This is a genomic window from Sphingomonas xanthus (genome assembly GCF_007998985.1).
GTDB lineage: Bacteria > Pseudomonadota > Alphaproteobacteria > Sphingomonadales > Sphingomonadaceae > Sphingomicrobium > Sphingomicrobium xanthum.
The window spans coordinates 1,607,950-1,634,032 of the sequence record NZ_CP041659.1 but is presented as its reverse complement, the minus strand read 5'-3'; the positions used below and the strand labels follow the sequence as shown (position 1 = coordinate 1,634,032).

Annotated in this window: 32 protein-coding genes and 1 tRNA gene; 11 read left to right on the top strand and 22 right to left on the bottom strand. The window is 64.3% G+C overall.

Features of this window, described 5'->3' with window-relative positions; all coding sequences use genetic code 11:
* The first annotated feature begins 71 nt into the window (after nucleotides 1–71).
* Nucleotides 72–1,598 carry a histidine ammonia-lyase gene (hutH, locus tag FMM02_RS08250; RefSeq protein ID WP_147494395.1) on the top strand — a complete coding sequence of 509 codons (1,527 nt, stop codon included), beginning with the start codon at nucleotides 72–74 and terminating at the stop codon, nucleotides 1,596–1,598.
* Here the strand turns inward: hutH and FMM02_RS08245 are convergent.
* The 10 genes from FMM02_RS08245 to trpD all read right to left on the bottom strand — a co-directional run bounded on the left by FMM02_RS08245 (nucleotide 1,585) and on the right by trpD (nucleotide 9,530).
* Nucleotides 1,585–2,214, bottom strand: a complete 630-nt coding sequence (locus FMM02_RS08245; RefSeq protein ID WP_147494394.1) for an NrsF family protein — start codon at nucleotides 2,212–2,214, stop codon at nucleotides 1,585–1,587. The genes hutH and FMM02_RS08245 overlap by 14 nt on opposite strands.
* Before the next feature lies 1 nt (nucleotide 2,215).
* A complete protein-coding gene (locus tag FMM02_RS08240; RefSeq protein ID WP_147494393.1) occupies nucleotides 2,216–2,740 on the bottom strand; it encodes a sigma-70 family RNA polymerase sigma factor in 525 nt (174 codons plus the stop codon).
* Entirely contained in the window at nucleotides 2,737–3,186 is a 450-nt protein-coding gene (locus FMM02_RS08235; protein ID WP_147494392.1) for a DoxX family protein, read from the bottom strand. The genes FMM02_RS08240 and FMM02_RS08235 overlap by 4 nt, the downstream gene beginning before the upstream one ends.
* Complete coding sequence (locus FMM02_RS08230) at nucleotides 3,180–3,875, bottom strand: HvfC/BufC family peptide modification chaperone (RefSeq protein WP_187107739.1); 696 nt, start codon at nucleotides 3,873–3,875, stop codon at nucleotides 3,180–3,182. The genes FMM02_RS08235 and FMM02_RS08230 overlap by 7 nt, the downstream gene beginning before the upstream one ends.
* Entirely contained in the window at nucleotides 3,865–4,734 is an 870-nt protein-coding gene (gene bufB / locus FMM02_RS08225) for an MNIO family bufferin maturase (protein ID WP_147494390.1), read from the bottom strand. The genes FMM02_RS08230 and bufB overlap by 11 nt, the downstream gene beginning before the upstream one ends.
* Before the next feature lie 3 nt (nucleotides 4,735–4,737).
* Nucleotides 4,738–5,028: a BufA1 family periplasmic bufferin-type metallophore gene (locus FMM02_RS08220; protein ID WP_147494389.1), complete on the bottom strand. Its 291-nt coding sequence runs from the start codon at nucleotides 5,026–5,028 to the stop codon at nucleotides 4,738–4,740.
* Between the two features lie 72 nt (nucleotides 5,029–5,100).
* Complete coding sequence (trpA, locus tag FMM02_RS08215) at nucleotides 5,101–5,919, bottom strand: tryptophan synthase subunit alpha (RefSeq protein ID WP_147494388.1); 819 nt, start codon at nucleotides 5,917–5,919, stop codon at nucleotides 5,101–5,103.
* Nucleotides 5,916–7,103 (bottom strand): tryptophan synthase subunit beta, encoded by a 1,188-nt coding sequence (gene trpB / locus FMM02_RS08210; protein ID WP_147494387.1) that lies wholly within the window; start codon nucleotides 7,101–7,103, stop codon nucleotides 5,916–5,918. Before trpB ends, trpA begins: the two co-directional genes overlap by 4 nt.
* Nucleotides 7,100–8,470, bottom strand: coding sequence for a bifunctional indole-3-glycerol-phosphate synthase TrpC/phosphoribosylanthranilate isomerase TrpF (gene trpCF, locus FMM02_RS08205; RefSeq protein ID WP_187107738.1), 1,371 nt, complete (start codon nucleotides 8,468–8,470; stop codon nucleotides 7,100–7,102). Before trpCF ends, trpB begins: the two co-directional genes overlap by 4 nt.
* Nucleotides 8,463–9,530, bottom strand: coding sequence for an anthranilate phosphoribosyltransferase (gene trpD / locus FMM02_RS08200; RefSeq protein ID WP_222703810.1), 1,068 nt, complete (start codon nucleotides 9,528–9,530; stop codon nucleotides 8,463–8,465). The genes trpCF and trpD overlap by 8 nt, the downstream gene beginning before the upstream one ends.
* A 243-nt stretch (nucleotides 9,531–9,773) precedes the next feature.
* Here trpD and FMM02_RS08195 point away from each other — a divergent pair, with 243 nt between their 5' ends.
* Nucleotides 9,774–10,151: a YerC/YecD family TrpR-related protein gene (locus FMM02_RS08195; RefSeq protein ID WP_222703809.1), complete on the top strand. Its 378-nt coding sequence runs from the start codon at nucleotides 9,774–9,776 to the stop codon at nucleotides 10,149–10,151.
* A complete protein-coding gene (locus FMM02_RS11455; RefSeq protein ID WP_281288859.1) occupies nucleotides 10,148–10,273 on the top strand; it encodes a hypothetical protein in 126 nt (41 codons plus the stop codon). The genes FMM02_RS08195 and FMM02_RS11455 overlap by 4 nt, the downstream gene beginning before the upstream one ends.
* 16 nt (nucleotides 10,274–10,289) lie before the next feature.
* Here FMM02_RS11455 and FMM02_RS08190 read toward each other — a convergent pair whose 3' ends face one another.
* Nucleotides 10,290–11,129 (bottom strand): inositol monophosphatase family protein, encoded by an 840-nt coding sequence (locus FMM02_RS08190; protein WP_147494385.1) that lies wholly within the window; start codon nucleotides 11,127–11,129, stop codon nucleotides 10,290–10,292.
* Between the two features lie 102 nt (nucleotides 11,130–11,231).
* Between FMM02_RS08190 and FMM02_RS08185 the strand changes: the two genes are divergently transcribed.
* Nucleotides 11,232–13,097: an ABC-F family ATP-binding cassette domain-containing protein gene (locus FMM02_RS08185; RefSeq protein ID WP_147494384.1), complete on the top strand. Its 1,866-nt coding sequence runs from the start codon at nucleotides 11,232–11,234 to the stop codon at nucleotides 13,095–13,097.
* Between the two features lie 25 nt (nucleotides 13,098–13,122).
* Here FMM02_RS08185 and FMM02_RS08180 read toward each other — a convergent pair whose 3' ends face one another.
* The 5 genes from FMM02_RS08180 to FMM02_RS08160 form a co-directional block, all read right to left on the bottom strand.
* On the bottom strand, nucleotides 13,123–13,812 hold the full coding sequence (locus FMM02_RS08180) for a Crp/Fnr family transcriptional regulator (protein WP_147494383.1): 690 nt from the start codon (nucleotides 13,810–13,812) through the stop codon (nucleotides 13,123–13,125).
* 417 nt (nucleotides 13,813–14,229) lie between these two features.
* Nucleotides 14,230–14,982, bottom strand: a complete 753-nt coding sequence (locus FMM02_RS08175) for a Crp/Fnr family transcriptional regulator (RefSeq protein WP_147494382.1) — start codon at nucleotides 14,980–14,982, stop codon at nucleotides 14,230–14,232.
* 138 nt (nucleotides 14,983–15,120) lie between these two features.
* The gene (locus tag FMM02_RS08170) at nucleotides 15,121–15,675 is read right to left on the bottom strand and encodes a CinA family protein (protein ID WP_147494381.1); all 555 of its coding nucleotides are present in this window, start codon (nucleotides 15,673–15,675) and stop codon (nucleotides 15,121–15,123) included.
* Nucleotides 15,676–15,684: 9 nt separating this feature from the next.
* On the bottom strand, nucleotides 15,685–16,278 hold the full coding sequence (locus tag FMM02_RS08165; RefSeq protein WP_187107737.1) for an ATP-dependent Clp protease proteolytic subunit: 594 nt from the start codon (nucleotides 16,276–16,278) through the stop codon (nucleotides 15,685–15,687).
* 71 nt (nucleotides 16,279–16,349) lie between these two features.
* Entirely contained in the window at nucleotides 16,350–16,541 is a 192-nt protein-coding gene (locus FMM02_RS08160; RefSeq protein WP_147494379.1) for a hypothetical protein, read from the bottom strand.
* 153 nt (nucleotides 16,542–16,694) lie between these two features.
* On the opposite strand from FMM02_RS08160, the gene FMM02_RS08155 reads away from it, so the two are divergent.
* Complete coding sequence (locus FMM02_RS08155; RefSeq protein WP_147494378.1) at nucleotides 16,695–16,874, top strand: hypothetical protein; 180 nt, start codon at nucleotides 16,695–16,697, stop codon at nucleotides 16,872–16,874.
* Between the two features lie 107 nt (nucleotides 16,875–16,981).
* Here the strand turns inward: FMM02_RS08155 and FMM02_RS08150 are convergent, their stop codons facing one another.
* Both FMM02_RS08150 and FMM02_RS08145 read right to left on the bottom strand, forming a co-directional pair.
* Complete coding sequence (locus tag FMM02_RS08150) at nucleotides 16,982–17,179, bottom strand: hypothetical protein (RefSeq protein WP_147494377.1); 198 nt, start codon at nucleotides 17,177–17,179, stop codon at nucleotides 16,982–16,984.
* A gap of 199 nt (nucleotides 17,180–17,378) precedes the next feature.
* Nucleotides 17,379–17,454 (bottom strand) — tRNA-Ala (locus FMM02_RS08145).
* A 189-nt stretch (nucleotides 17,455–17,643) separates the two neighbouring features.
* Here FMM02_RS08145 and FMM02_RS08140 point away from each other — a divergent pair.
* Nucleotides 17,644–18,549 (top strand): DUF2171 domain-containing protein, encoded by a 906-nt coding sequence (locus tag FMM02_RS08140; RefSeq protein WP_147494376.1) that lies wholly within the window; start codon nucleotides 17,644–17,646, stop codon nucleotides 18,547–18,549.
* Between the two features lie 132 nt (nucleotides 18,550–18,681).
* Complete coding sequence (locus FMM02_RS08135; RefSeq protein ID WP_147494375.1) at nucleotides 18,682–19,671, top strand: NADP-dependent oxidoreductase; 990 nt, start codon at nucleotides 18,682–18,684, stop codon at nucleotides 19,669–19,671.
* A gap of 42 nt (nucleotides 19,672–19,713) precedes the next feature.
* Here FMM02_RS08135 and FMM02_RS08130 read toward each other — a convergent pair whose 3' ends face one another.
* Nucleotides 19,714–20,181 (bottom strand): ferritin-like domain-containing protein, encoded by a 468-nt coding sequence (locus tag FMM02_RS08130; RefSeq protein ID WP_147494374.1) that lies wholly within the window; start codon nucleotides 20,179–20,181, stop codon nucleotides 19,714–19,716.
* A gap of 74 nt (nucleotides 20,182–20,255) precedes the next feature.
* Nucleotides 20,256–21,101: a KPN_02809 family neutral zinc metallopeptidase gene (ypfJ, locus tag FMM02_RS08125; protein WP_147494373.1), complete on the bottom strand. Its 846-nt coding sequence runs from the start codon at nucleotides 21,099–21,101 to the stop codon at nucleotides 20,256–20,258.
* 98 nt (nucleotides 21,102–21,199) lie between these two features.
* Between ypfJ and FMM02_RS08120 the strand changes: the two genes are divergently transcribed.
* The 4 genes from FMM02_RS08120 (at nucleotide 21,200) to FMM02_RS08105 (ending at nucleotide 24,436) form a co-directional block, all read left to right on the top strand.
* A complete protein-coding gene (locus FMM02_RS08120; protein WP_147494372.1) occupies nucleotides 21,200–21,985 on the top strand; it encodes a 3-hydroxybutyrate dehydrogenase in 786 nt (261 codons plus the stop codon).
* Between the two features lie 46 nt (nucleotides 21,986–22,031).
* The gene (locus FMM02_RS08115; RefSeq protein WP_147494371.1) at nucleotides 22,032–22,637 is read left to right on the top strand and encodes a DUF4893 domain-containing protein; all 606 of its coding nucleotides are present in this window, start codon (nucleotides 22,032–22,034) and stop codon (nucleotides 22,635–22,637) included.
* Nucleotides 22,638–22,640: 3 nt separating this feature from the next.
* On the top strand, nucleotides 22,641–23,957 hold the full coding sequence (locus FMM02_RS08110; protein WP_147494370.1) for an amidohydrolase: 1,317 nt from the start codon (nucleotides 22,641–22,643) through the stop codon (nucleotides 23,955–23,957).
* Between the two features lie 113 nt (nucleotides 23,958–24,070).
* Nucleotides 24,071–24,436 carry a cupin domain-containing protein gene (locus FMM02_RS08105; RefSeq protein ID WP_147494369.1) on the top strand — a complete coding sequence of 122 codons (366 nt, stop codon included), beginning with the start codon at nucleotides 24,071–24,073 and terminating at the stop codon, nucleotides 24,434–24,436.
* Nucleotides 24,437–24,466: 30 nt separating this feature from the next.
* Here FMM02_RS08105 and FMM02_RS08100 read toward each other — a convergent pair whose 3' ends face one another.
* Nucleotides 24,467–24,733 (bottom strand): hypothetical protein, encoded by a 267-nt coding sequence (locus tag FMM02_RS08100; protein WP_147494368.1) that lies wholly within the window; start codon nucleotides 24,731–24,733, stop codon nucleotides 24,467–24,469.
* 225 nt (nucleotides 24,734–24,958) lie between these two features.
* Complete coding sequence (locus FMM02_RS08095; RefSeq protein ID WP_147494367.1) at nucleotides 24,959–25,987, bottom strand: mannose-1-phosphate guanylyltransferase; 1,029 nt, start codon at nucleotides 25,985–25,987, stop codon at nucleotides 24,959–24,961.
* Nucleotides 25,988–26,083: the final 96 nt, after the last annotated feature.

Sequence of the window (26,083 nt, the reverse complement as noted above, 5' to 3'; positions counted from 1 at the left end):
CGCACATTGATCCGGCCGGCGCGCGTCAGCGGCAGCTATTCCTAGCCACCAGCAGCTCGTAAGGGGCGACTATGATCTCGCTAAATCCTGAATCCGTCGACTTCGCCACGCTGCGCAAGCTCTGGCAGGGAGGAGCCTGTTCGCTTGACGCGGCCTCGTTGGAGCGAGTTGCGACCAGCTCCGATGCCGTCGGACGAATCGTCGCCGGCGGCGCCACCGTTTACGGCATCAACACCGGCTTCGGATTGCTGGCCAACACCCGAATCCCGGCCGACCGCCTATCGGAGCTGCAGCGAAATCTTATCCTGTCGCACAGCTGCGGCTTGGGCGATGCCCTGCCCCGCCGGGTCGTGCGCCTGATGATCATCCTCAAGCTTCTCGGCCTCGGCCGCGGCTATTCGGGCGTGCGGCCAGTCGTCATTGACGCGCTCCAGGACCTGCTCGATCGGGACGCCATGCCGGTGATCCCGGCACAGGGCAGCGTCGGCGCATCGGGCGATCTCGCCCCGCTTGCCCACCTAATCGCCGCGATGATGGGCGAAGGGCGGATCAATATCGGCGGCGAGGTCCTGCCAGCAAGGGAAGCGCTTGCGCGACTTGGCCAGAGCCCGCTTGAGCTTGGTCCCAAGGAGGGATTGGCGCTGATCAACGGGACGCAAGCCTCGACGGCAATCGCGCTCGACGCGCTATTCATGGCCGAACGGGTGTTCAGCGCCGCCTTGGGTGCCGGGGCATTGTCGGTCGATGCCCTGAAGGGCTCGATCCGTCCGTTCGACCCACGGATCAGCGCAGTCCGCGGACAGCCTGGCCAGATCCGCGTTGCCGCGGCCATTCGAAAGTTGCTCGAGGGAAGCGCGATCGTCGCAAGCCACGCGGGCGATTGTGGCAAGGTCCAGGATCCCTATAGCCTGCGCTGCCAGCCTCAGGTGATGGGGGCCAGTCTCGACCTGCTGCTTCATGCCGCTGGCACCCTGACCATCGAGGCCGGCGCGGTGACCGACAATCCGATCGTGTTCGCGGATGAGGACAATGCCATTAGCGGCGGCAATTTCCACGCCCAGCCGGTAGCCTTCGCCGCCGATATCATCGCGATGGCGATGTGCGAGGTCGGATCGCTGTCGGAACGGCGAACGGCGGTGCTGATCGATCCGAAGATGAGCGGGCTGCCCGCATTTCTGACCGACGACGGCGGCGTCAATTCAGGCCTGATGATCCCGCAGGTGACCCAAGCCGCGCTGGTCGCCGAAAACCGCAGCCTAGCCTTTCCCGCCAGCGTCGACAGCGTTCCGACTTCGGCGGGGCAAGAAGACCATGTGTCGATGGCCCCCATCTCCGCGCGCAAGGCCGCCCAAATCGTCCGCAACGTCGCCGGCATTGTCGGGGTGGAGTTGATCGCCGCCGCGCAGGGCATCGATTATCACGCACCGCTTGCGACCAGCCCCAGGCTAACGGCCCTTCATGAGAAAATCCGGACCTTAAGCCCCCATCTGGTTTCCGATCGCTATTGGGCGGATGAGATGGCGGCGCTGCAGTCGGCCGTACTGGAAGGGACGCTGGACAATGGCGATGAGGCGCTGCTGACCGTTACCAGCGGATAAGCGGCGGCAGGACCAGCCGGCTGATCCAGGCGCTGACGGCTACGATTCCGACATGGCCGATCGCAAGATGAAGCATCTCGCCGTTCGGGCATTCCAGCGTGATTGCCGTTGCCCCCACTGCCCCGGCGGCAATGCCCGCAAGCCAGCTTGCCCGGCTGGGCAGGACTGTCGCGCCGGATCGCAAGGTCCAACCGAGCAGCGCGAGCGTGAGCGAACTCGCCAGCACGCCCCACAAAAGGCAACGCAGGACAAGGGCGGTCGAGGTTCCCGCCGTATTGCCGAGCAGATATTCGACGAGACTGATGAGGGGAAGGAGCGCAATCGCCGCGACCAGCCAGAACGCCCCGCCCTGGCGCCCGCCGACTTCCGGCCGGGCGAGTCGGGTTGCGGCCAGGCCCGCTGCGGCGGCGGTAATGGCGAACAGCCCCGCGATCAGCAGGATGACCGGCGACGGTGCGCCCGACGCAATGTCCGCGCGAACCCCGAGCAGGCCAAGCACCAGCATCAAGGTAAGTGCCGACAAGGCGCCGAACCCGATGCGGCTAACCGTTACCGATTGCGGCCTCACCGGCCGGGCATCGTCGGCCAGCTGGTCGATTAGGGCATCAATCGTCATGTCACTCACTCTCCACTAGCGCGGCCAGCTTCTTGAGGCCGCGAAATACATTGACCTTGACCAGGCTTTCCGACTGCCCGGTCAGACTGGCCACCTCCTTGATGCTGAGGCCTTCGATCCTGGTCAGGGTGATCGCACTGGCCTGGGCCTGCGTCAGGTGCATCATCAACCGTTCGATACTGAGCCGCGACAGGATCGGCTCCTCGTCAGACGGGACCGCGGGTTCGCGATCGAGCAGCGCTTCGGGTGCCCGCTCCAGCCGCCTCAGCTGATCGATCCACCGGTACCGCGCGATGGCCGCCAGCCAGGGGTAGAATGGGCGAGCAGAATCATAGCTGGCGCGCTTGACGTGCAGACTGGCCAGCGTTTCTTGGACCAGGTCGTCGACCATCGCTGGAGCGATCCGCTTTCGAAAAAAACATCCGAGCCAGTGCGCCGACGCCTTGAGCGCGGCGGCATAGCAGGCCTTGTCGCCCCGCTGGCCGGCCCGCATCAAGCGCCGCAAGTCGTCGTCGGCAAGGATCATCGCGCCATTCTATCCCATATCAGCCGATCGAGCGCGATCCGTCCGGGACCCTGGGTGAGGATCACCAGGCCCAGCGCTATCCAGCCCATGTGCGGAGACCACCAAGCTTCGGGATAAACGAACAGCTGGATGACAAGCGTCATCCCGATCAGCCCCAGGGCCGCTAGCCGCGACGCAAGCCCAATCAGCAGCAGGAGCGGCAACAGATGTTCGGCATAGGTCGCCATATGGGCGGCAATCTCGCTTGGCAGCGGAACCCCGGCATATTCCTCGGCGAACAGGAAGAGGGTCGTGTCGCTGATCGACAGCAAGCTGCCGTCATCAACCTTGGTCCGTCCCGATTGCCAGAAGATTGCACCCAGTCCGATGCGCGCGAACAGCAGGACGATGTCCTGGACAATCGGTCGCTCGGCAAGGCGCGCCAGCTCTTTGGCAAGTATCAGCATGATGTGCTCCTTGGGACGAGGGTCAGGGCGCCGCGTTGGATGAGCATCGTGGTTGCGGCTGCGTCAGCCTCAAGCAGCTCGGCGATGGTCGCGCCGCCGGCTGCGAACCCGGCGCCCCGCATTGCCCCGGCACCGGCCCTGAAGACCATCACTTCCAGCCCCGGCCGAGTGACCAGCACCCAGGGGCCGTCTCCCACGATCCTATGGTCCCAACGAAAGGCGTTCGGCCGGCGTAGCCGGATGAAACGGGCCGCCGGATGCGGGCGAACGCGCGTTTCGAGAAGCGATTGCGCGGACCAGCCGCGAATAACGTCGAGGGTCAGGCCAGGCTCGTCCGATGCGCCATGACTTTCTAGCCATGCCCATTCGACTTCGGCCAGGTCGGCAGCGGCGGGATCGTCAAGCCGCTGGGCGAATTCCGCTCCTATCTGGCGAAGCGGCCGCCGAAGCGTGGTTTGGGCGGCCAGATGTTCGGCGGAAGCGCGATGGAAATTCTCCAGCCCCAAAAATTGGCGCGTGCGAGGGTAGCTGTCCTCCATGGCGACATGCCGGGCATGGCTGATCGTATTGGCATGGGCGCGAAGGGCGCGAAGCTGCCCTGCCCTCTGACCCGCGAACATGTCGCCGACGAGCTGGTCGGGCCCCCCGGCGATCGCCCCGTGCACGGCAAGATGAGCGTCAGGCCGCATTGGCAAGAGCCTCGCCCAGGATGAGGTCCGCGCGACCAGCTTCCGCCGCCAATTCGGCGAAGGCGGGCACGTCATTGTCCCATTCGACCAGCACCGGCCGCGGACCCCAACGCGCGGTTACATGCGCGAGCAATTCCCAACACTCCTTGCCCACTGGCGATCCATGATCGTCGATCGCCAGCCGCTCTCCGCCATGGTCCTCCACACTATGGCCGGCGACATGGATTTCGCCGACGAGGTGCGAGGAAATCCGGTCGACATAGTCGATTGGGTCGATGCCGAGGTTGGTTCGCTGGACGAGCACATTGTTGAGGTCCAGCAGCAAGCCGCAGCCGGTCCTTCCCGCCAGCTCGACAAGAAAATCGGGTTCGTCGTAGCTGTCGTGCGCGAAGCCGATCATGCGCGAAGGATTTTCGATGAGGATCGGGCGGCCAAGCCGGTCCTGCACCTGATCGACCTGGACCGCGAAATGGGCGAGGCTGGCCGCGGTCATTGGCAGGGGCAACAGGTCCGGAATTTGCTCGCCGTCAAGGCTCGACCAGCTCAGATGGTCCGAGATCAGCGCTGGGGCATAGCGGTCGGCCAACCGGGCGAGCCGTTCGAGTTCGTCCCGGTCGACTCCGTCCGGATTGCCAAGCGACAGGCCGACCGAGTGAAAGCTCAGCGGCAGTCGCTCGTGGACCGCTGTCAGCCAATGATGCATCGGCCCACCATCCATCATGTAATTTTGCGGATGGACTTCCACCCAGGAGGGGCCGGCGCCCCGCGCCGCGGCATCGAGGATGTCGGCGAAGTGCGCGGACTTCAGACCGATCCCCGCGCCAGGCGGTGGGGGCAAGGTTCGCGAAGCGCCGGCCAAGGGTCAGCTCTTCTTCGGCATCGGCTTGCTGTTGCCGGCCTTTGCCGTAAGCGAGCCGCCCATCTTCTCGCAGCTGCCAGCTGCGACATATTTCCAGGCATTGCCCTGGTAATCGACCTTGGAGGTGCCGGCACAGCTCGTCCCCGGACCGGCGGCGCAATCATTCTTGCCGGCCAGCGCGACGCCATAACATTTTTCCTTGGCGCCGGCCTTGTGATGGTCGGCCATCGCCGGGCTTGCCGCCGCCAGTGCGAGCAACGCACCTGCAGCAAGCGTTGCGGTTGCGGTATTCATCGGACACTCCCTTTTCGCTTTGCGAAGCAGAAGCGCCCCGCATGGGAATATCCGGTTGGCGCGCTCGTAAGGTTACAGTCTCGCGGTTATTTTTTTGGCCGGCCGCGTTGCGCCCTTTAGCGCGGCAACGAAGCGCTGGACGTCGCCGGGAGCGGCGCGCCTGCCGATCATGTCGACAATCGCCGAGCCGCTGATGACCCCGGCAGCTCCGGAGGTCAGGGCCTCGGCGACATGATCCGGCGTCGCGATGCCGAAGCCGAGGATCGGCGGCGCGGCATGGCAGCGGGCCAGCGTTGCGAACAGCTCGCCATGATCGGCCAGGCTCAGCCGATGGCTCGCGCCGGTAACGCCCGCCCGGGCCACGCAATAAGTGTAGCCCGATCCGATTGACGCAATCCTGCGCAAGGTCGCCTCGGGCGTGTTGGTCGCGGCGATCATGACGAGGTCGACGCCGGCGGCCTTGGCCGCGATCTGATAGGGGCCCGCCTCGATCGACGGCACATCGGCGACCAACAGGCTGTCGACGCCTGCCTGCGCCAGCTGGTCGCAAAAGGGTGAAGTGCCGCGCGCGGCGACGATGTTCGCGTAGGTCAGCACGCCGACTGCGACGGCCGGATGGCGCGCCCGGAACTCGGCGATGATTGCCAGGCAATCGGCAGTTCTGATGCCGGCCTTGAGCGCCCGCTCCGCCGCGGCCTGGATGACCGGTCCGTCGGCGACCGGGTCGCTGAATGGGATGCCGACTTCGACCATGTCGCAACCGCCGGCAACCAGCGCATCGAGATAGGCAAGGCAGCTATCCCGACCGGGATCGCCAAGCATCAGGAAGCCGCCCAAAACGCCCTCGCCGCGCGTCCGGCAGTTCGCGAACATTGCTTCATAGCGGGTCATTGCGCCGCCTCACGATCCGCCGGTGCGAGCAGGTTCATGGCCTGGCCGACGTCCTTGTCCCCGCGGCCCGACAGGTTGACGAGCAGGATCTGGTCCTCGCCCTGCTCCGCCAGCTTGAGCGCCTGCGCCAGCGCATGGCAGCTTTCGAATGCGCCGAGGATCCCCTCGCCCCGAGCCAGCGCGATGAAGGCGTCTAATGCTTCGGCGTCGGTGATGCCGACATATTCCGCCCGGCCGGATTCCTTCAGATGGGCATGTTCCGGGCCGACCGCCGGATAATCGAGGCCGGCGGACACCGACCATGTATCGTCCACCTGTCCGTCGGCGTCCTGCAACAGCAGCGTCTCCGCGCCATGAAGGATGCCTGGACGGCCCTTGAGGATGGTCGCGCCATGCTCGCGGCCCGCAAGGCCTTTTCCGGCAGCCTCGACTCCGATCAGCTTCACGCCTTCGTCGCCGACGAAGTCGCTGAACATGCCGATCGCGTTCGATCCGCCGCCGACACAGGCGACGACTGCGTCGGGCAGGCGCCCCTCGATCGCCAATATCTGTTCGCGCGCCTCCTTGCCGATCACCCGTTGAAATTCGCGGACCATCAGCGGGAAGGGATGCGGACCGGCGACCGTGCCGAGCAGATAATGCGTGTCGTCGAACGACGCGGTCCAGTCGCGAAGCGCCTCGTTGACGGCGTCCTTCAAGGTCCGCCCGCCCGCGGTAACGGGGATGACCGTCGCACCCATTAGCTCCATGCGGAACACGTTGAGCTGCTGGCGCTCGACATCGTCGGCGCCCATGTAGATGCAGGTTTCAAGCCCGAACAAGGCGCCGGCCAGCGCAGTGGCTACGCCATGCTGGCCGGCGCCGGTCTCCGCGATAAGCCTTTTCTTCCCCATGCGCCGGGCGAGTAGTCCTTGGGCCAGCACCTGGTTGGTCTTGTGCGCGCCGCCATGAAGCAGATCCTCCCGCTTGAGGTAAATGCGCGTCCGGCCCTTCGACAGATTCCGGCAGCGGGTCAGTGGCGTTGGCCGGCCCGCATAGGTGGACAGTAAATCCGCCAGTTCCGCGACGAAGCCGGGGTCCTGCTGGGCATCAAGGAAAGCTGCCTCGAGCTGTTCCAGCGCGGGAACCAGTATTTCGGGCACATAGGCGCCGCCAAAGCGGCCGAAACGTCCATCGAGCTTCATGCATGACTCCGGGAAATCGGGCGCAATTCGGCAAAGAGCCGGTCGAGCAGCTCATGGTCCTTGACGCCCGCACTGGCTTCGACCCGTGAAGATGCGTCGAGGCCGTAGGCGCCGACGCGCGCAGCCGCGGCTACATTGCCGGGGCCGATGCCACCCGACAGGAAGGCCGCCGACAAGTCCGGCTCTCCGGCAAGCACGCTCCAGTCGAACGGCTGTCCAGTGCCGCCGCTTCGTCCATCGATCATCGTGTCGAACAGCGTTCGATGGGCGGCGCGGGCTGGTCCAATGCGGTCGCCGTCAACGGTCCGGGCGGTCCAGATTTCGATTTCGTCCGGCAATAGCGCGCGAAGCTCGGCAACCTGCGCAGCGCTTTCTTTTCCGTGCAGCTGGACCGCGCCGAGCTGCAGCGCCGCCACAACTTCGCTCACGCGATTGGCTTCCGCGTCGCGAAACACGCCAACCGCAACAAGTCCCTTGAGCCGCGCCGACTGCGCCAAGGGCAAGGCCTGCTCGACCGTCGCCGCCCGCGGCGTTTGCGGGACCATAATCAAGCCGACATGAGTCGCACCGGACCGAGCGGCTGCGCTGACATCCTCCAACCGCGTAATCCCGCAAATTTTGACGCGGCCATGGACCAGCGTCCGGGCGGCCTGGGAGATATCGTCCGCGGCCATCAGCGAGGAACCCACCAGGAATGCATCGACGTTCGAGGCCAATCGCTGGACATCGGAATGGGAGGCGATGCCCGATTCCGCCACCAGCAGGGCGTTGGCCGGGACAAGCGGCGCCAGCCGCTCGGTCACTGCCAAGTCGGTCCGCAGGCTTTTGAGGTCGCGGTTGTTGATACCGATTATCTCCGCGCCCAGCCCGATTGCGCGCGCCAGTTCCCCTTCGTCATGGACCTCGACGAGCACATCCATTGCCAGGCCATGGGCGGCGGCCATGACCTCTGCCGCCTGGCTGTCGTCGAGCACCGACAACATCGCAAGCACGGCATCCGCTCCTGCTGCCCTTGCCTCGGCGACCTGGAAGGGCTCGACCACGAAGTCCTTGGCGAGGATAGGGCCATCAAATCGCGATCGCGCGACAGCAAGGTCGTCTAGCGAGCCGCCGAAGTCCGCCCCGTCCGTCAGCACGCTGATGGCGTCGGCTACGGGAGCATAGGCGGCAACCGCCTGTTCAAGAGAATGCCGCCCGACATGTCCCGATGGCGAGCGTCGCTTCACCTCCATAACGAACCGGGCACCGGGTTTGGCAAGCGCGTCCCTCAACGACCGCCGGGACGGATCCGGTGGAGGCAGGGCGACGCGGCGCTGCCTGACTTCGTCCTTTTTGCGGGCGACAATCCGGGCGAGAACGTCAGCCATTGCTGCCCGCGATATAGGCATCGAGCACGCGGCCGGGCGCGCCCTTTTCGAGCGCCTGCCGGGCGAGCCGGGCGCCGTCCCGCAAGTTCGGCGCCATATCCGCGCTCATCAGCAGGACGGCGGTGTTGAGGATCACGATATTGCGCTCGGCCTCGCTTCCTCCGCCGTCAAGCAGCTGGCGCAGGCGCAGCGCATTTTCGGCCGGTTCGCCGCCCGCAACGACATCCAGTGGCGCTGCCGCGATTCCGGCCTGTTCGGGCGTGATGCTGAGGTCGTGCAACGCGCCCCGATCGAGCCGGACAGCCTGGGTTTCCCCATGCAGTGCAACCTCGTCGAGGCCCGCGCCATGAACGACAAGGGCCCGCTCGACCCCCATCGCGTCCAGCACCTGAGCGATCGGCCGCAACTTCGAAGGATCGGCCACCCCCAGCAGCTGGACCCGGGGCCGGGCAGGGTTCACGCAGGGACCCAGCAAGTTCATCACGGTGCGTACGGCCAGCTGCCGCCGGACCAGCGCGGCATGCTTCATCCCCGGATGGTAGCGAGGCGCAAACAGGAAGCAGAATCCGGTTTGGTCGAGTAGCCGGCGCGCCCGGCCCGCGTCGACGTCGATCCGGACGCCAAGCGCTTCGAGCACGTCGGCCGATCCGCAGCGGCTGCTGACCGAGCGATTGCCATGCTTGGCCACCGGCAGCCCGCAGGCCACGGCAACAAAAGCGGTCGCGGTGGACACATTGATCGAGCCGGATCCGTCGCCGCCCGTCCCGCAACAGTCGGCGTAGAGATAGTCGGGCCGCTCGAAGCGCTCCGCCGCGCCGATCAGCGCGCGGGCCGCGCCGGTCATCTCGGCGACCGTCTCGCCCTTCATGCGCAGCGCGATCAGCATGCCGGCGATTTCGGCTGGCGCAAGCCTTCCAAGCACCAGCCGCTCGAACAGGTGAAGGGCATCGTCGGCATTAAGGTCCTCCCCGCACAGCAATCGCGGCATGGGATTGGGGACCGGGCCGAGGTCGGGTGGAAGCTGGCCCTGGGTTTCCGGCTGGATAGCGGCGTGAAGCATGTCAGAATTCCTTGGAAAATTGGCGCCGTCGAAGCGCGACAATAAAAAACCCGCTCGAAAGGCGGGCTCTTGGGTCAGATGTCCTGTCAGTCAGGTATCAGCCGCGCGCGCGCCATCGTTCGGGCGAACGCCACCACCAGCCGAGCGACGGAATCGCGGCCGGATCGATGGGGCCAAGGCGGTGCATTTCACGCATGCACGTAAGGAACAGCTCCCGACGCCTCCTGTCAATCATCAACTTTCGTGCTTGCGGATCATTTAGCGAGGGCCTATGGGCCTCGTTCTAGTGTTTTAACACGATGTAACAAGATAACTGATCTCACACTCACCCGGGCCCGGCGCAGGCTGGCCGACGATCTCGCCGAGGCCCTCGCCAGCCTCAAGGATTCGGGCGAGGCCCGCGCCCTGCTCGCCGACCTGTGCACCCCGGCTGAAATCCACGCGCTCGCGGAACGCTGGCACGTGGCGCGCCTGCTCGACGAAGGGAAAATGACCTATCGCGAGATCCACGAGGCAACCGGGGTCAGCACCACGACCATCGTCCGCGTCGCCCGCTTCCTGCGACAAGAGGAGCATGGCGGCTACCGCCTGCTGCTAGACCGCATTGGCGCGCCGCAATGAGTCCCGACCGCAATCGCCTGCACATGGCGGTGCAGCGCTCCGGGAGACTGTCGGATGTCCTGCCGACCGATGGCGCCGCCCGCTATACCGGCGGCGTCTCGACCCTGACCGACCTCCTTTAACACCTGCTGCTTCTGCTCAAGGCTGGGTCGAGCAGCCTCGCCGATGTGATCGACGAACTTCGCCGCCGTCACGCCGAAAGCAACGCGACCGCCTCTTCGTAAATCTCTTGGGAGGAAGCGGCGACGATCTGGCCGGGCGCGAAATCATCCCCGCCGCGCCAATCGCCGATATGGCCGCCGGCCCCGCGTACGCGGGAATGAGGGCATCGTAATCGTGACGTTGCAGCCCGTTTTCGACCACCAGGTCGATGTCCCCGGTCGATACCCGCGCATAGGCCAGCGCGTCGAGGCCGTAGCGGCACATCCGCGACGCGCGCAGAACGCGCTCAAACCCCGCTCGCTCATCACCGGCAAACAGGAAGGGGTCGGTGGTCGCCAGCCGAGCCTCGGCGAGCCGCCGGCAGCCGCTTGCCCGGGCCAGCTGGCCATTCACAAGGGTCTGTCCGTCCACTGCGATAAGCCGTTCGCCAAGGACCGGAAGGTCGATCAATCCCGCAACGTGCCGGCCGTCCTCGATCAGGCCGACCAGCACGCTCCAGCTCGGCAGGCCGCAAACCAGCGCGCGCGTCCCATCGACCGGGTCGATGCTCCATTCGGCCCCGGCGGCAGGGCCGCTCCAGCCCTGTTCCTCGCCCCAAATCCGGTGATCGGGAAAACGGCTTGAGATCGCCCGGCGGATGGTCGTCTCGATCGCGGTATCGAGCGCGGTGACGGGATCGTAGCCCGCCATTCCCTTGTCGGCACAGGCAAGATCGGCGATCGTCGACAGACTGGCGCGGGCCAAATCACCGAGGCTGTCCAGGAATTCTGCAAGCGACACCCCGGCAGCATTGGCCTGCGCCAGTGCCGCTGCCAAGCCCCTTGATACGGCTGGAAATGCACTGAAGGCCGTTGAAGACCTTTCTTTCCGTCCCGAAACGTCTTCGGTTTGCCACGATTGCAGGCTAGAGGCGCCGCCATGCTCAATATCAACGGTATCACCGTGCGCCTTGGCGGGCGCACCATCCTCGACCGCGCGACCGCGGCGATCACTCCCGGCAGCAAGGTCGGGCTGATTGGCCGGAACGGCGCTGGCAAGTCGACGCTGATGAAGGTGATCATCGGCCAGCTCGAGGCCGATGAAGGCGAAGTGGAAATGTCGCGGCGCACCAAGCTGGGCTATATCGCGCAGGAAGCGCCGAGCGGCACCGCTACCCCGTTCGAGAGCGTGCTTGCGGCCGATGTCGAGCGCGCCCAGTTGATGGACGAGGCCGAGCATTGCACCGATGCGCACCGTCTCGGGGACATCCATGATCGACTGCTCGCAATCGATGCCTACAGCGCGCCGGCGCGGGCGGGACGAATCCTCCTCGGCCTCGGCTTCGACGAGCAGATGCAGAACCTGCCGCTCGACAGCTATTCAGGCGGCTGGAAGATGCGCGTTGCCCTCGCCGCGCTGCTATTTTCCTCGCCCGACGTGCTGCTGCTCGACGAACCGTCGAACCACCTCGACCTCGAAGCTACCCTATGGCTTGAAAATTTCCTCAAAACCTATGCCGGGACGCTGATCGTAATCAGCCACGAGCGCGACTTGCTGAACAATGTCGTGGACACCATCCTCCACCTCGAACGTGGCAAGATCGCCGTCTATTCCGGCAATTACGACAGTTTTGAGAAGCGGCGCGCCGAGCTTGCCGCGCAGCTTGCCGCGGCGCAGGCCTCGCAGGAGGCGCAACGGGCGCGCCTTCAGGATTATATCGCGCGCAACAGCGCCCGCGCATCGACGGCCAAGCAGGCGCAGTCGCGTGCCAAGATGCTGGCGAAGATGCAGCCTATCGCCGCGCTGGTGGACGACCCGAGCCTCAGCTTCGATTTTCCCAGTCCGACCGAACTGAAACCTCCGCTCATTACGCTCGACATGGCGTCGGTGGGCTATTCGGACCGGCCGGTCCTTCAGCGGCTCAACCTGCGCATCGATCCGGACGACCGCATTGCGCTGCTTGGACGCAATGGCAACGGGAAGACCACCCTTGCCCGGTTGCTGGCGGCGCAGCTCAAGCCGATGGACGGTGCGGTCAACTCTTCGGGCAAGATGCAGGTCGGCTATTTCACCCAATATCAGGTCGAGGAATTGCATGGGGACGACACCCCGCTCCAGCATATGACCCGGGTGATGGAGGGGAAGAATCCCGGCGCGGTCCGCGCCCAATTGGGCCGGTTCGGTTTTTCGGGCGAAAAGGCGACGACGAAGGTCAGCAAGCTTTCCGGCGGCGAGCGCGCACGGCTTGCGCTCGCCCTCATCACCCGCGACGCTCCGCATCTGCTGATCCTCGATGAACCGACCAACCACCTTGACGTCGACGCCCGTGAAGCCCTGGTCCAGGCGCTGAACGGCTTCGACGGCGCGGTCATCCTGATCAGCCACGATCGCCACATGGTCGAACTGACGGCCGATCGGCTGGTGCTGGTCGAGGATGGAGGGGCGGTCGATTATGCCGGCAGCATCGACGATTACATCGACTTCGTCCTCGGCCGTAACCGGCCCAAGGCGGAGAAAAAGGGGAAAACGGCAAAAGCCGATCGCAAGGGCGGAGTGAAGGCGTCGGCAGATGCCCGTTCGCTGAAAAAGCTGGTTGCGGAAGCGGAGGCGGCAAGCGCGCGCCTAGCGGCGCAATGTTCGGCGCTCGACCGCGCGATGGCCGACCCAGCAAGCGCGGAACCCGAACTCGCCAAGCTGCCGATCAGCGAACTCAGCCGCCGGCGCGCCAAATTGGCGGCGGATCTGGAGGCGGCGGAAGCACGCTGGCTGGAGATGAGCGAAGAACTGGAACAGCAGGCGGCCTGAACAGGCGGCGGCTATGTCCCCCGGACTACGGTCCGCGCGTCAAAAGCAGATAGCGGTCGTCGAATTCGGCAATCCGGCATAGCCGGGCCCGGTCCGGCAAATGATAGTGCGGGCCCTTCGTTGTCAGCAGCCCGTCCTGGCGAAGCGCCTGCATCGTCCGGTTCAGATGGACCGCGGTGATCCCCAGCACATCCGCAAGCTGGGCCTGGGTGATCGGGAAATGAAAGTCGCTATCTGTACCAAGGCCAGCCTGCTGGAAGCGGAGGCTCATTTCGCAGAGCAAATGGGCAAGGCGCGACTTGGCACTTCGCCGGCCAAGCGCGCTGTTCCACTTGGCCAGGACCGACGCATCAACGACGGTGTCGCGCCAGAATGCCATCGCGATCGCCATTGAGGAATCGGACAGCGCAAGCAAGGCCTCGTGCGGCACCAGCCTGACGACGGTCTCGGTCAGCGATTCAATGCCCCATCCCGTCTGCGGTACGGCGACCGAATGGAGGTCGCAAAAATCGCCCACGATATGGAGCGCGGTAATTTGGCGATGGCCGTTGGCAAGCTGATCGAAACGTCCAGCCAGCCCGTCCACGACGAGGCTCGAGAATTTCGAGCAATGGCCCGGCCGGACGATGTCCCGGTGCGCGGAAGTCCGCAACTCCTTGCCGGGCAACGACAGGACCGCCTTCCGTTCGGCCGAGGACAGGGGCGAACGGAGCAACAGGCGATGCAGAAACTTGTCCAGGGCGCAGTCAAACGCCGCATCACGCGTATTGGCAATCAAATCCGGCCCCGCTCAAACAAGGGCCGGAATTCAGCCCCGCAGGCAGTCGCTGAACAGTTTGGTGGCCGGTTCGTAAACCCGAAATGGGCTAACATAGGATAGGATGATCAGGCCGTCTTAATATATGTTAGAACGATGCACCGGACCGCATCGAGCGGAGCATCATTTGCTCTTTTGCGGCAGGTGGCCAGTCGCATATCGTCATCTGTCGCAACCATTGCTTCATCGACCTTCACCTGCGACGCGCCGACATGATGAAGTGTTTGTGCCTTCACTCACTTAAGGCTGCCCGCGGCGGCTTTATTGGTCGTGACGACGATGCGACCCTCCGCCGGCCCAAGACCGGACAGTCGACTATTGGGCTATTTGAAGCTGGTCTTCCCGAAGGTGAAGATAGTCAGTCCGGAAATCTCCGACTTCGGCGAGCCTTTTCCAGTCATTGACAGTCACGGCGCGATTGGTCCGTTCAAGAAGGCCGTCGAGATCCATTTGCCGAAGGGTGCGATTGACGTGCACGGGCGTCAGGCCCGTGCAGTCCGCCAATTGTTCCTGCGTCATCGGCAAGACATAATGGTCGCGGGCTCCCAGCCCGGCTGCTTCAAGGCGCAGGGAGAATTCGCAAAGCAGGTGCGCCAGGCGGCGGCGGGCCTGGCGTCTTCCGACATTGGTGACCCATTCCCGAAAGATCGAGCCGTCGACCAGCGTATCGGACCACATGGCGAGTCCGACGGCGGGGCGTTCAACCGTGATTTCCCGGACGGCCTTGCACGGGATTAAGGCAACTTCGGCGTGGGTCAGCACCTGAACATTGTGATCGGCGTAGCCCAACAAGCAATTCTGCAGGTCGACGATGTCGCCCTTCATATGGATTGAACAAATCTGCCTGCCGCCGTCGGCGACCACCTTGTGACGAAATGCGAAGCCGCTTCGAAGAAGGCAGGAGTAGGCCGGCCTGTCCCCATGCCGCACGATGTAGGAATGCGGCTCGAACGACTTCAGCGTGTAAGGCAGCGCCAGAATGGCATTGCGGTCGTCGCTCGAAAGCGGTCCGGAATATTCGAGCTTCTGGATCAGCGGAGCGAGCGGATGTTCGGGCGATTGAGTCATGAAAAAAGCTCCCGAGGAATTGCCGGGAGCCTAAAAACACTCTCATTCGCTGCGGGGCGCGTGCATGCCAGCGATCCATCGGGACATACGAGGTTCGTTCCGGCCATTCAAAGGTTATGCGCCCGTCGCTAACATAAGTTAGCGCAGTAACTTACCGGCGAGACGGGCGCTCCCACCGGGCTGACCTACCACGTCCAGCATGAGCTTGAGCGCGCGGTCAATGGTCTTGAGGCGCACCTCGCCGCGCCCGATGTCGCCAAAATGTTCTTCAAGATGCCAGGTCGCCCCCGAACGGCGGGCGCAAGCGAAATGCACCAGTCCCGGTTCATCGCCTTCGCCGCCGCGCCCGGCAAAGCCGGTGACGGCAACCGCGATGTCGGCGCCGGACCTTTGGAGCGCGCCTTCGGCCATGGCGATCGCGACAGATTTGCTTACCGCGTCATGTTCCGCGATCAGCCGGGGGCTGACGCCCAACTGCTCGCACTTGGAATCCTCCGAATAGCAGACGAAACCCCGGTCGAAACAGTGGCCAAAGCCTTCGACGTCAGTCAGCAGCGAGGCCAGCAGCCCGCCGGTGCAGCTCTCCGCCGCCGCCAGTTTCAGGCCGGCGGCATCGGCGCGGTGCAAGAGCTGGACCGCAAGGTCGCTGGTGCTTCCGGGGATTGCTGGATGGAGCGTTGCGGCTTCGGCCATCGCCGGTTCCTACAATATCCCGGCGACCAGTTTTCGTTCGACCGCCTCCTGCGCGTTCAAATACCAGTTGTTACCGCCCTTCTCGAGCAGTTCATCGACGCTAAGCCTGCTTCCCCTGACCAGCCTTTCGAACCCGCTCACTTCCAGCTCCATGCCGACCTCGATCTGGTGGAGGAGCGCCTCGACTCTCTTCTTCGCAGCACGGATCGGTCCATCGATCTCGATCGTGTCTGTCATCTGCCTTCCGTGGATCAGGAGCATCGTGTCCCTGGTCAGGAAACGGTGCGAGCATGGAAAGGCCGACATGATCGAAACGCCGGCCGAATAGACGACGCTCTTTCCCAGGAAATAGACTTCGGCCGTGGCACTTGAACTGAGCTGTTCGAGCTCCAGGACGATACGCCTCGCCATTTCGGCATCGCCGCCCGGGGTCGTGCAACAGACGACAATGTCGCCATCCTTTCCGCGAACCTTCTCGAGTTGATCGAGAAAGGATTTGACCATCGGGTCGCCAACTTCCCCCGTAAGCATGATGTCCGCCGGTGCGGGCAAGGCGTCGCGCACTGCCTGCGGAATGGATGAAGACGCTTCGTCGCGAGCCATATTTTCCTTCCCTCGAAAAACGGCCGCCCCATTGCTGGTGCGGCCGTATGATACCATCGCGCAGGAACGACTTACTGGCGTTCGCGCTCGCGGTTGCCTTCCTCGCGCTGGCTGCTTCCGCCTTCCTGGCGCTGGCTGTTACCGGCTTCCTGTCGCTGGTTGCTGCCTTCTTCGCGCTGGTTGGTGCCTTCCTGGCGCTGGTTGTTGCCGCCTTCTTCGCGCTGACGGTTCTGTTCTTCGCGTTCGCGATTTTGGTCTGTCATGTGAGTTACTCCGGTTACTGTTCGGCCCCATCGGGCCGCGAAACAGTAAATCGAAGGCGGGAAAGTCGTTCCCGGTCATTGCCTTAGGTTAGACGGTTCGCGCTGGAATTGCGCCGAGTTGCAACATGTTGGGTGTCGAGCCGTTTCACCCGCATGATCGACAATCGCAAGAATGAGGCCAAGCGGGCCGAGACCCCCGGCGGCCAGCAACCCGAGCCTGTTGAAGAGCGGCCAAACGTCGGCCAGGTCAGCCCCAATGACTATCCCGAGCCCGCTAGCGGCGCCGATGTCGCTAGGCCGGGATTGGCTAACCGGCCCAAAAGGGCGGGCTAGTCCCGGCCCGACCGCGTCGGTCTTCGGCATCGGTTTATGCAGGTATTGGCCCGTAGGCCCGCTACTGTCTTTGCTCGGTCCCGACCAAGAACGGCGGGCCTATTCGCTCAAGATCTGTGCGAAGCCAGGCCGAGCGATTTGAGATGGGTTTCCGGAGAGCTTGTCTCCGCTTGGTGGATGAGCGCGGCATATTTAGTCGCAAGTTCTTCATGCGAACGCCGGGCTTCGTGGCATGCCGCACTCCTTGCGGCGTTGCGCTCGGCTTGCTCCCGCTCGCGGAAATACTCGATCGACTGCTCGTCCACGTCACACCCCCGTCGTACGCCAGCAGCGGATTTCCGCTGCACACAAGGAGTTCCAATATAGCTCCGCTTTCGCCGCAGGGATTTAAACTAAGTTAGAACTGGCGAGATGTGATGTGAGGGACGGGTTATGTGCGGTCGGTACCGTCAATAAGCGGCTTCGCGAATGACGAAACGGGAGGCAATTGAACCGGAAAGGGGCTGGTGGAGCTGAGGGGAATCGAACCCCTGACCTCTGCAGTGCGATTGCAGCGCTCTCCCATCTGAGCTACAGCCCCGCGCCCTTGGCAGGGCGCCCCAATAGCGGCGGTTGCAGCGGCTGGCAACGCCCTTCCCCCTTCCTTTTTCACCTTGTCGTCCGAGCCCGTCGCTTTGGCGTCGGCATCGGAACGCCGACCCCTTCAATTCGTTGAACAATTGAAGCTCACAGGGGCGGCGGGGGACTGTTGTTAAAGGAGGAAAATCCCATGACTTATGATCGATACGAAAGCCGTCGGGGCTGGCGCGATCCACGGTCCCGGCAAGACCGGTATGACCGCGATGACTGGCGCGACGAGCGCGGCTTCCTTGACCGTGCCGGCGATGAGATCGCCAGCTGGTTCGGCGACGACGAGGCCGAGAGGCGCCGCAGGATGGACCACCGCGACGATCATCCAGGGGCCGAACGCAACCGTTACTACACCGATCGCGACCGCGAATATGGTCGCGGCGCATTCCTTAGCGACGATGATTTCTCGCGCCAGGACCGCTCGCCCAAATATCGCGACGAAGGCTATCGCCGGCCCTATACGGGCCGCTTTACCGGCCAGCGCAACTATGGATCAGACGACCAATACCGTTCGCGCGCCTGGTCGCGTTCGCCCAATCGCGATTGGGACGAGGAACGGCGCAGCAACTTCACCGGCGCCGCGTCGACCGGCATGCACGACCCCGACTATGACGAATGGCGCAGGCGGCAGATCGACGCGCTCGATCGCGACTATGACGAATATCGCCGCGAGAACCAGAGCCGGTTCGAGAGCGAATTTTCAAGCTGGCGAGACACCCGCCAGACTAAGCGCCAGATGCTCAGCAACGTCCGCGAAAATATGGAGGTCGTCGGATCCGACAATGAAACAGTCGGCAGGGTCGACCATGTTCGCGGTGATCGCATCGTCCTGACCAAGGATGACAGTGAGGACGGGCGCCACCACACGCTCAGCTGCTCACTGATCGACAAGGTCGAGGGCGACCGGGTCATCCTCGACAAGTCGGCCGAGGAGGCGAAGAAGCAATTCTCTAGCGAGGGCCGCGACCGCTTCCTGTTCGAGAATGATCGCGACCGCGAGCCCGGCCCGCACATGCTGAACCGCAGCTTCTCGGGCACCTACTAACTTTCCGTGCCCGATTGGCCAGCGGGCACTCTGGCCCGGCCGCATTCCCCGGCGGCCGGGCCTTTCGTTTGTCCGCGGCAAGGCCTAACGTTGGGTTTCAACAAAAGACGGAAAAATGCCGAGGAGAGGATCATGGCCAAGGCCTGGCACCTGATGCAGCGCCCCAAGGGAATCCCGACCACCGAGGACATTGTCCTGAAGGACCTTGCCCTGCCCGACTTCGCTGAAGGCATGGTGCATGTCCGCAACCGCTGGCTTTCGGTCGATCCCTACATGCGCGGGCGCATGAACGACGTGAAAAGCTATGTGCCGCCCTTCGCGCTGGATGCCCCGATGGAAGGCGGCGCCGTCGGCGAGGTGATCGAAAGCCGCGATCCGGCATTCCAGCCCGGCGACCAAGTGCTTCACATGGCTGGTTGGCGTGACGAGGCAGTGCTTCCGGCGGCAAGTCTCAACAAGCTGCCCGCAATTCCGGGCGTCGAATCACAGGCCTTCCTTGGCAATCTCGGCCTGACCGGCGGCACCGCCTATTTTGGCCTGCTCGAGGCGGCTTCGGCCAAGGAGGGCGATATCGTCTTTGTTTCGGCGGCCGCGGGCGCGGTCGGATCGGCGGTGGTACAGATCGCCAAGGCCAAGGGGATGACGGTGATCGGTTCGGCCGGCGGCAGGGACAAGTGCGACTTCGTCACGTCGCTCGGCGCCGACGCGGTGGTCGACTACAAGGCCGGTTCGCTACTGAAGCAGCTCAGCGAGGCCGCGCCGAAGGGCATCGACGTCTATTTCGACAATGTCGGCGGGGACCATCTCGACGCGGCGCTGGCGCTCGCCCGCAAGGACGCGCGCTTCGCCATTTGCGGAATGATCGAGGGCTATAACGAGGCCCAGCCTACCTGCCTTAAATATATCATGCGGGTTATCGCGATGCGCGTCCGCCTGCAGGGCTTCATCTACACCGATTATATGAGTCAGATGGGCGACTTTTACCGCGACATGGGCGGATGGATCGCCAGCGGAAAGGTCACATCGCGCGATACGGTGATGGTGGGGCTGGACAAGACGCTCGACGCCTTCCTCGGCCTGTTCAGCGGCGCGAATACCGGAAAGATGCTGGTGCGCCTTTAAGCAAAGGCGCCGGCGGCACCGCGATGCCGCCGGCCGTCACATTCAGGCGGAGGGCTGGCCTTCGAGCGAATGTTTGATCTGGCTCACCCGGTCGTGACCTTCGCGAACGGATCCATAGGCGCGCTGGATCACGCCCTGGACCGTCGGATCGAGGGAGTCGCTTTTCAGCGCAGTCTCGAACTTTTCCTTCAGATAATCTTCGCCGCGTTCGACTTCGTTGATCACCGCCTTGTCATCGCGGCCGGTAAGCCCGGCTTTGAAATCGAGCCAACTCTGGTGCAGGTGGCCGAGCGTGGTGCCGTCGCGGTCGGCCGAGGCGCCCAGTCGGCCGAGTTCCGCCTGTAGATCGTCCATGATGGTCGAACGCTTGTCAGCCAATTCGATGAACATCTGACGAAACTGCTCGGACTCGACGTGCGTCGCAGCGTCCCGGTAACCATTGATGCTGTCGCCGAGCGTATCGGTAAGCGTCTTAAGCACAGTCACGCCATTTTTGTCGGAATCGAACATGTTAGCTCCTTGTTGAGTGGAATATCCCACCAACGCCGGACCACCCAATTCGATGCGACCGTGCCTTGTCTAAATCAGCGCGCGTAGTTGCAGCTTGCAGGATTTCCCGTGCTCAGCCCGCGCCGAAGTGCTTCCATCCGCTGCGCCGAGCTTCCGTGCGTGAAGCTTTCGGGAACCACCCGCCCCTGCGTCTGCTTCTGCAGCGTGTCGTCGCCGATCGCTTCGGCGGCGCGCATGCCTTCTTCGATGTCGCCCTGTTCGAGCGCGCCCGACCGTGCCGCCCAGACGCCGGCGTAGCAGTCGGCCTGAAGCTCGACGCCGACCTGGACCTGGTTGCCCTCAGCCTTGCCGACCCGGGCCTGCGCGGCCTGGGCACGGTCGAGCGTGCCTTCGAGATTCTGGATATGGTGGCCGACTTCATGGGCGATGACGTAGGCCTGCGCAGCGTCGCCCGGCGCGCCGAAGCGGCGGGCTAGTTCGTTAAAGAAATCGGGATCGATGTAGATCCGTTGGTCGCCGGGGCAGTAGAAGGGACCCATCGCCGCCTGGCCCATTCCGCAGGCGGTTTGCGTCCCGCCTTCATAGGCGACCAGCCGGGTTGGCCGGTATTGGGCGCCAGCCTGCTGGAATATCTGACCCCAGACCTGTTCGGTCGATCCCAGGACCTGGCGCAGGAAGGTCGCCTGCTGGGTCGGCAGCGTCGACTGGCCCGATCCGCCGCCCCCGCCGAGGATTCCGCCGCCCCCGCCAAGCTGGGTCAGCGCGCAATAGCCAAGGCCGAGGATGATGATGCCGACGATGCCGAACCGCGAGGCGATGAGCGGCAACAGCATGCCAAGCCCGCCGCCGAGGTTGAGCCCGCCGCCGCCCGCCCCCGTCCGGTCTTCGAAATTGTCGCTGCCGGGGCCGTCGAACCGCATCTTGCTCTCCTTGCTTGCGCACCGCTGACAATGCTCCACCCGCGTAACGGTTGCAATTGACGGCGGCCGGGTCGAAGCGGTGGCCAAAGGAGTATCGCATGAAGCTTCAAGGCAAGGTCGCGTTGGTCACCGGATCCACTTCAGGCATTGGACTTGCGATCGCCAGGGCAATGGCCGCCGAAGGCGCAAGCCTGATGATCAACGGTTTTGGCGATCGCGACGAGATCGAGTCGATCCGCTCGGGGCTGGAGGAGGCGGCGGGTGCACCGGCATTGTATGACGCCGCAGACCTTGGCGACTGCGAAGCCATCGAGGCGATGGTCCGCCGCTGCGCGCACGAACTTCATGCCCCCGACATCCTGGTCAACAATGCGGGTATCCAGTTCGTGTCCCCGGTTACGGAATTCCCGACCGACAAGTGGGAAGCGATCCTGCGAGTCAATTTGACCGCCGTGTTCCACACCACCCGCCTGACCCTCCCCGCCATGCGGGAGCGCGGCTGGGGCCGGATCATCAACACCGCCAGCGCGCACAGCATGGTCGCCTCGCCCAACAAGAGCGCCTATGTCGCCGCCAAACATGGCGTCGCCGGTTTCACCAAGACCGTGGCGCTGGAGGCGGCAAGGGACGGGGTTACGGTCAATTGCATCTCGCCCGGCTATGTCTGGACCCAGCTGGTCGAAAAACAGATCCCGGACACCATGAAGGCGCGCGGCCTCACGCGGGAGCAGGTTATGAACGATGTCCTCCTCGCCGCCCAGCCGACCAAGCGTTTCGTGACCGTCGATGAAGTTGCCAGCCTGGCTCTCTACCTTGCCAGCGACGGCGCGGCGTCGATCACCGGCGCCAATCTCAGTATGGACGGAGGGTGGACGGCCGCCTGACGAGGGCGCTTGCACCGCTCGAATGCTTCGCTACGCTCTGCTGCAAATGAAAATTCTTGCGCCTTTGCTCATCGTCGCCCTTGCGGGCTGCGCGACCACGCCGGCCGCACCGCCGACCACCGATTGGCGAAGCGTCGCGACATCCAATGACCGTGAGCGGCTACGCCAGTGGCGCGATGCCTTCACCGATGCGCTGGCCAAGGCGCGCGCTGCCGGCCATGCGACCGAAGTCGCCAAAGAAGGTGCATTGCTGGTGCCCGATGCGGCCATTGGCAGCGGGCCTATCCCCTCTGGCGATTACCGCTGCCGGGTCATCAAGGTCGGCGCCAAGACGCTGGGCCAGCTGGACTATATCGCCTATCCCGCCTTTCGCTGCCGGATCGAGACTGCGGGCGCGCTTCAGCGCTTCACCAAGCTGACCGGGTCGCAGCGCCATGTCGGCACCATCTATCCCGCCGACCAGTTGCGCCAGCTGTTCCTTGGCACGCTGGTGCTGGGCGATGAGACGCGGGCCCTCGAATATGGAGTCGATCGAGAGCGCGACCTGGCCGGCTGGGTGGAGCGGATCGGCGAGCGGCGCTGGCGGCTGCTGCTTCCTTACCCGCAATTTGAATCGACGATCGACGTGATCGAACTTGTCCCGGAGGCCTGAGCGATGAACCGTACCCTGTTAGCCCTGCTGGCCGCGTCCATCCTTGCAGCGCCCGCCGGCGCAGCGACGCTCGGTGAAGCGATCCGCGCTGACATGCCGCAATTGATGACGCTGTACCGCGATCTTCACGCCAATCCCGAACTGTCGATGCAGGAGGTCCGCACCCCGGCCAAGCTGGCGGCGGAGATGAAGAAGCTGGGCTTCACCGTGACCGAGAACGTCGGCAAGACCGGGGTGGTCGCGGTGATGAAGAACGGGGCCGGGCCGACGCTCATGCTGCGTGCCGACATGGACGGCCTTCCCATCGTCGAGCAGACTGGCCTGCCCTATGCCTCCAAGGTGCGCGCGGTGGCGCGCTCGGGAGTCGAGACCGGCGTGATGCACGGCTGCGGTCATGACACCCATATGACCGCCTTCATCGGCACCGCGAAGCGGCTTGCGGCGATGAAGGACCAATGGGCGGGGACGCTGGTGATGATCCTGCAGCCAGGCGAAGAAACCGGCGAGGGCGCCAAGGCGATGCTCGACGACGGGCTCTACACCCGCTTCCCCAAGCCCGACGCGGTCGTCGCCTTCCACGACGCGGCAGCGCTCCCGGCCGGGGTGATCGGCGTGACGCCAGGCTATGCGTTGGCCAATGTCGATAGCGTCGACATCAGCGTTCGCGGCCTCGGCGGCCACGGCGCCTATCCGCACACCACCAAGGACCCCATCGTCCTGGCCAGCCGGATCGTCACCACGCTGCAAACATTGGTTAGCCGCGAAAACGATCCGCAGCAGCCCGCGGTGGTCACCGTCGGCAGCTTCCAGGCCGGGGCCAAGCACAATATCATTTCCGACGAGGCCCGGCTTCAGCTGACGGTGCGCAGCTATACCCCCGAGGTGCGCAAGAAGCTGCTCGACGGAATCCGCCGGGTGGCGCGGGGAGAGGCGATCGCTGCCGGCATGCCCGACGACAAGATGCCGGTGGTCACGATCCGAGAACAGGAATTCACGCCGTCGACCTTCAACACCGAGAAGCTCAGCAACCGGGCAATCGAGCTATTCACCCGGCAATTCGGCGCGCAGCGGGTCGTCAAGACCCCGGCAGTAATGGGCGGCGAGGATTTCAGCCGCTTCTGGCTGGCCGACAAGTCAATCGAAAGCCTGATCTTCTGGGTCGGCGGGACGCCAACGGCGACCTATCAGGCGGCGGGTGGCGACCAGTCCAAGCTCCCCTCGCTCCATTCCCCCTTCTGGGCCCCCGAAGCTGAAACCGTCATCGCCACCGCAACCGAAGCCATGACCATCGCCGCGCTGGACGTGCTGAAGAAGGGGTAATCCCCCTTACGGCGATCCCGATCTACCGCCGGCCCGGACCTGTTGCGCCACTTCTGGGCGTTTGTCGCCCGATGGAGTAATGTGTCGGCTCGCCCCCCGACGGAGGAAGTGAAATGGCTAACGAGATCCAGGTCCGGCGGTTCGATAATCCCGACGAACAGCTCGACATGAAAGACGCCGGGGGTATCGACATCGTCCGATTGGGCGACGGCACCACGGGGATGCACGCGGTTTTCGAGCCCGGCTGGACCTGGGAGAAAGATGAAAAGCCGCTTCTCGGCTCGCCGGATTCTTGCCCGATGCACCATGTCGGTTACTGCATCAGCGGGACGCTGGTCGTCCGAATGGTCGAGACGAACAAGGAAACCCGGATCGGCAGCGGCGACTTTTTCGACATTCCGCCAGGGCATGATGGCTTTGTCGACGGGCCGAAACGTGTCGAATTGATCTTGTTTGCCCCGCCCGAACACACGCACTGACGTCGCCAGATCTTGCGACGGGGCATAACCCTATTCAGCAGCCCACAGCCTCGATTTCTCGGTCAGCGTAAGCTCGCGCAGCAGCGCGTCGACGCTTGTCGTGAGTTCGTCGACGAAAGGCATGGGGTGGCGCGCACCGCGATAGGTTTCAGCAAGCAGGATGGCGTCGACGAGGATCGGTACGACCAGGCTTTCCGGGTCATCCAACTCCGCCAGTCCGTGTAATTTCTCCAGCGCCTTGCGCCGCGCCGCCTCGGGGTCGGACAATGCCGCCGTCCGCCCAATCACCCACGCCATTTTCCCGATTCTCCCTAAAGACCCAAGAGTAACGCAGGCGCGCGCAAAGGGTCAGTTCGGCCGGGCGTGAGAGGACACCAATTCGCCGCAGGCGCGCGTGCCGGGGTTGTGGGAGCTCCCGATCGTCGGGGGCCGTTCGGGAACTCCCACCCATCGCCAGATTCGGCTCCGGACGGCCCAATTCATATCGGCCCTGAAACGCTTTCCTAGCTTATCAAAGGATAGTCAGCCGTCCCGGCTTGCCGCCCAGTCGGCGGCGTCGCGCACCCGCTGGGCCTCCGATAGCCGCATGACGAGGACCGAATCCCCGCTGGCGACGATCGCCAGATCCTCGACGCCGATGGCAACGATGCGCGGCCCGTCACTGCGGATCATGTTGCGGGGGCTATCGATCGCCAAAACCTCGCCGACGCTGACGTTGCCGTCGCGATCCTTGGCCGAGGCGTCGAACACCGCCGCCCAGCTGCCAACGTCGGACCAGCCCATCGAGACGGGAACGACCGACACCAGCGGGCTATGTTCCATCACCGCATAATCGATCGACAGCGAGGGCGACCGGGCAAAAGCCGTTTCATCGACCGAGTCCCCGCTTTCCAGCGCGGCCCGGGCGGCGGAAAGGATCGCGGGGGCGTGACATTCCAACTCTTCGCGCCAGACCTGGCGCGACGCAAGGAAGATGCCGGCATTCCAGTAATGACCCCCGGCGGCGATCATGGCCTCGGCCCGATCCAGCGGCGGTTTCTCGACGAAGGCGGCGACCGGGCGGACCGCTCCGCTGCCCGGCGCGGCGATATAGCCGAAGCCGGTTGCGGCATAGGTCGGCTCAACCCCGAACGTGACGATCCGCCCCGCTTCCGCCCCCGCGCGGGCGAGGCCGATAGCCTGGTGGAACGCGGCGGAATCGGCGATATGGTGGTCGCTCGGCACAATCAGCAGCAATTCGGCGTCATGCGATGCCACCACCGCGAGTGCGATCGCCGCCGCACTGTCGCGCTTGACCGGTTCAAGGATTAGTCGCGCGCCGACAGGAAGCAGCGGCCTAAGCTCGGCTTCCTGCGCCCGGTTAGCGACGATGACCGGCGGCGCGAACCCTTCGCCGAACCGCGCCAGCGTCTGTTCGAACAAGCTGGCGTCGCCAACAAGGGGCAGCAGATGCTTGGGCCGGCTTGCGGTCGACAAGGGCCACAGCCGCGTTCCCGCGCCGCCTGCCAGGATGACCGGGCGGATCGGCCGCCCCGCTGCTGTCTCGCTCATATCCGTCCTCATGGCCGATAAGCGGGCACGAGCGCCAGCGTTCATCATTCCTTTGTAAAATTTTGCGACAGTTTGCTCATGTCGGAGGATTTTACA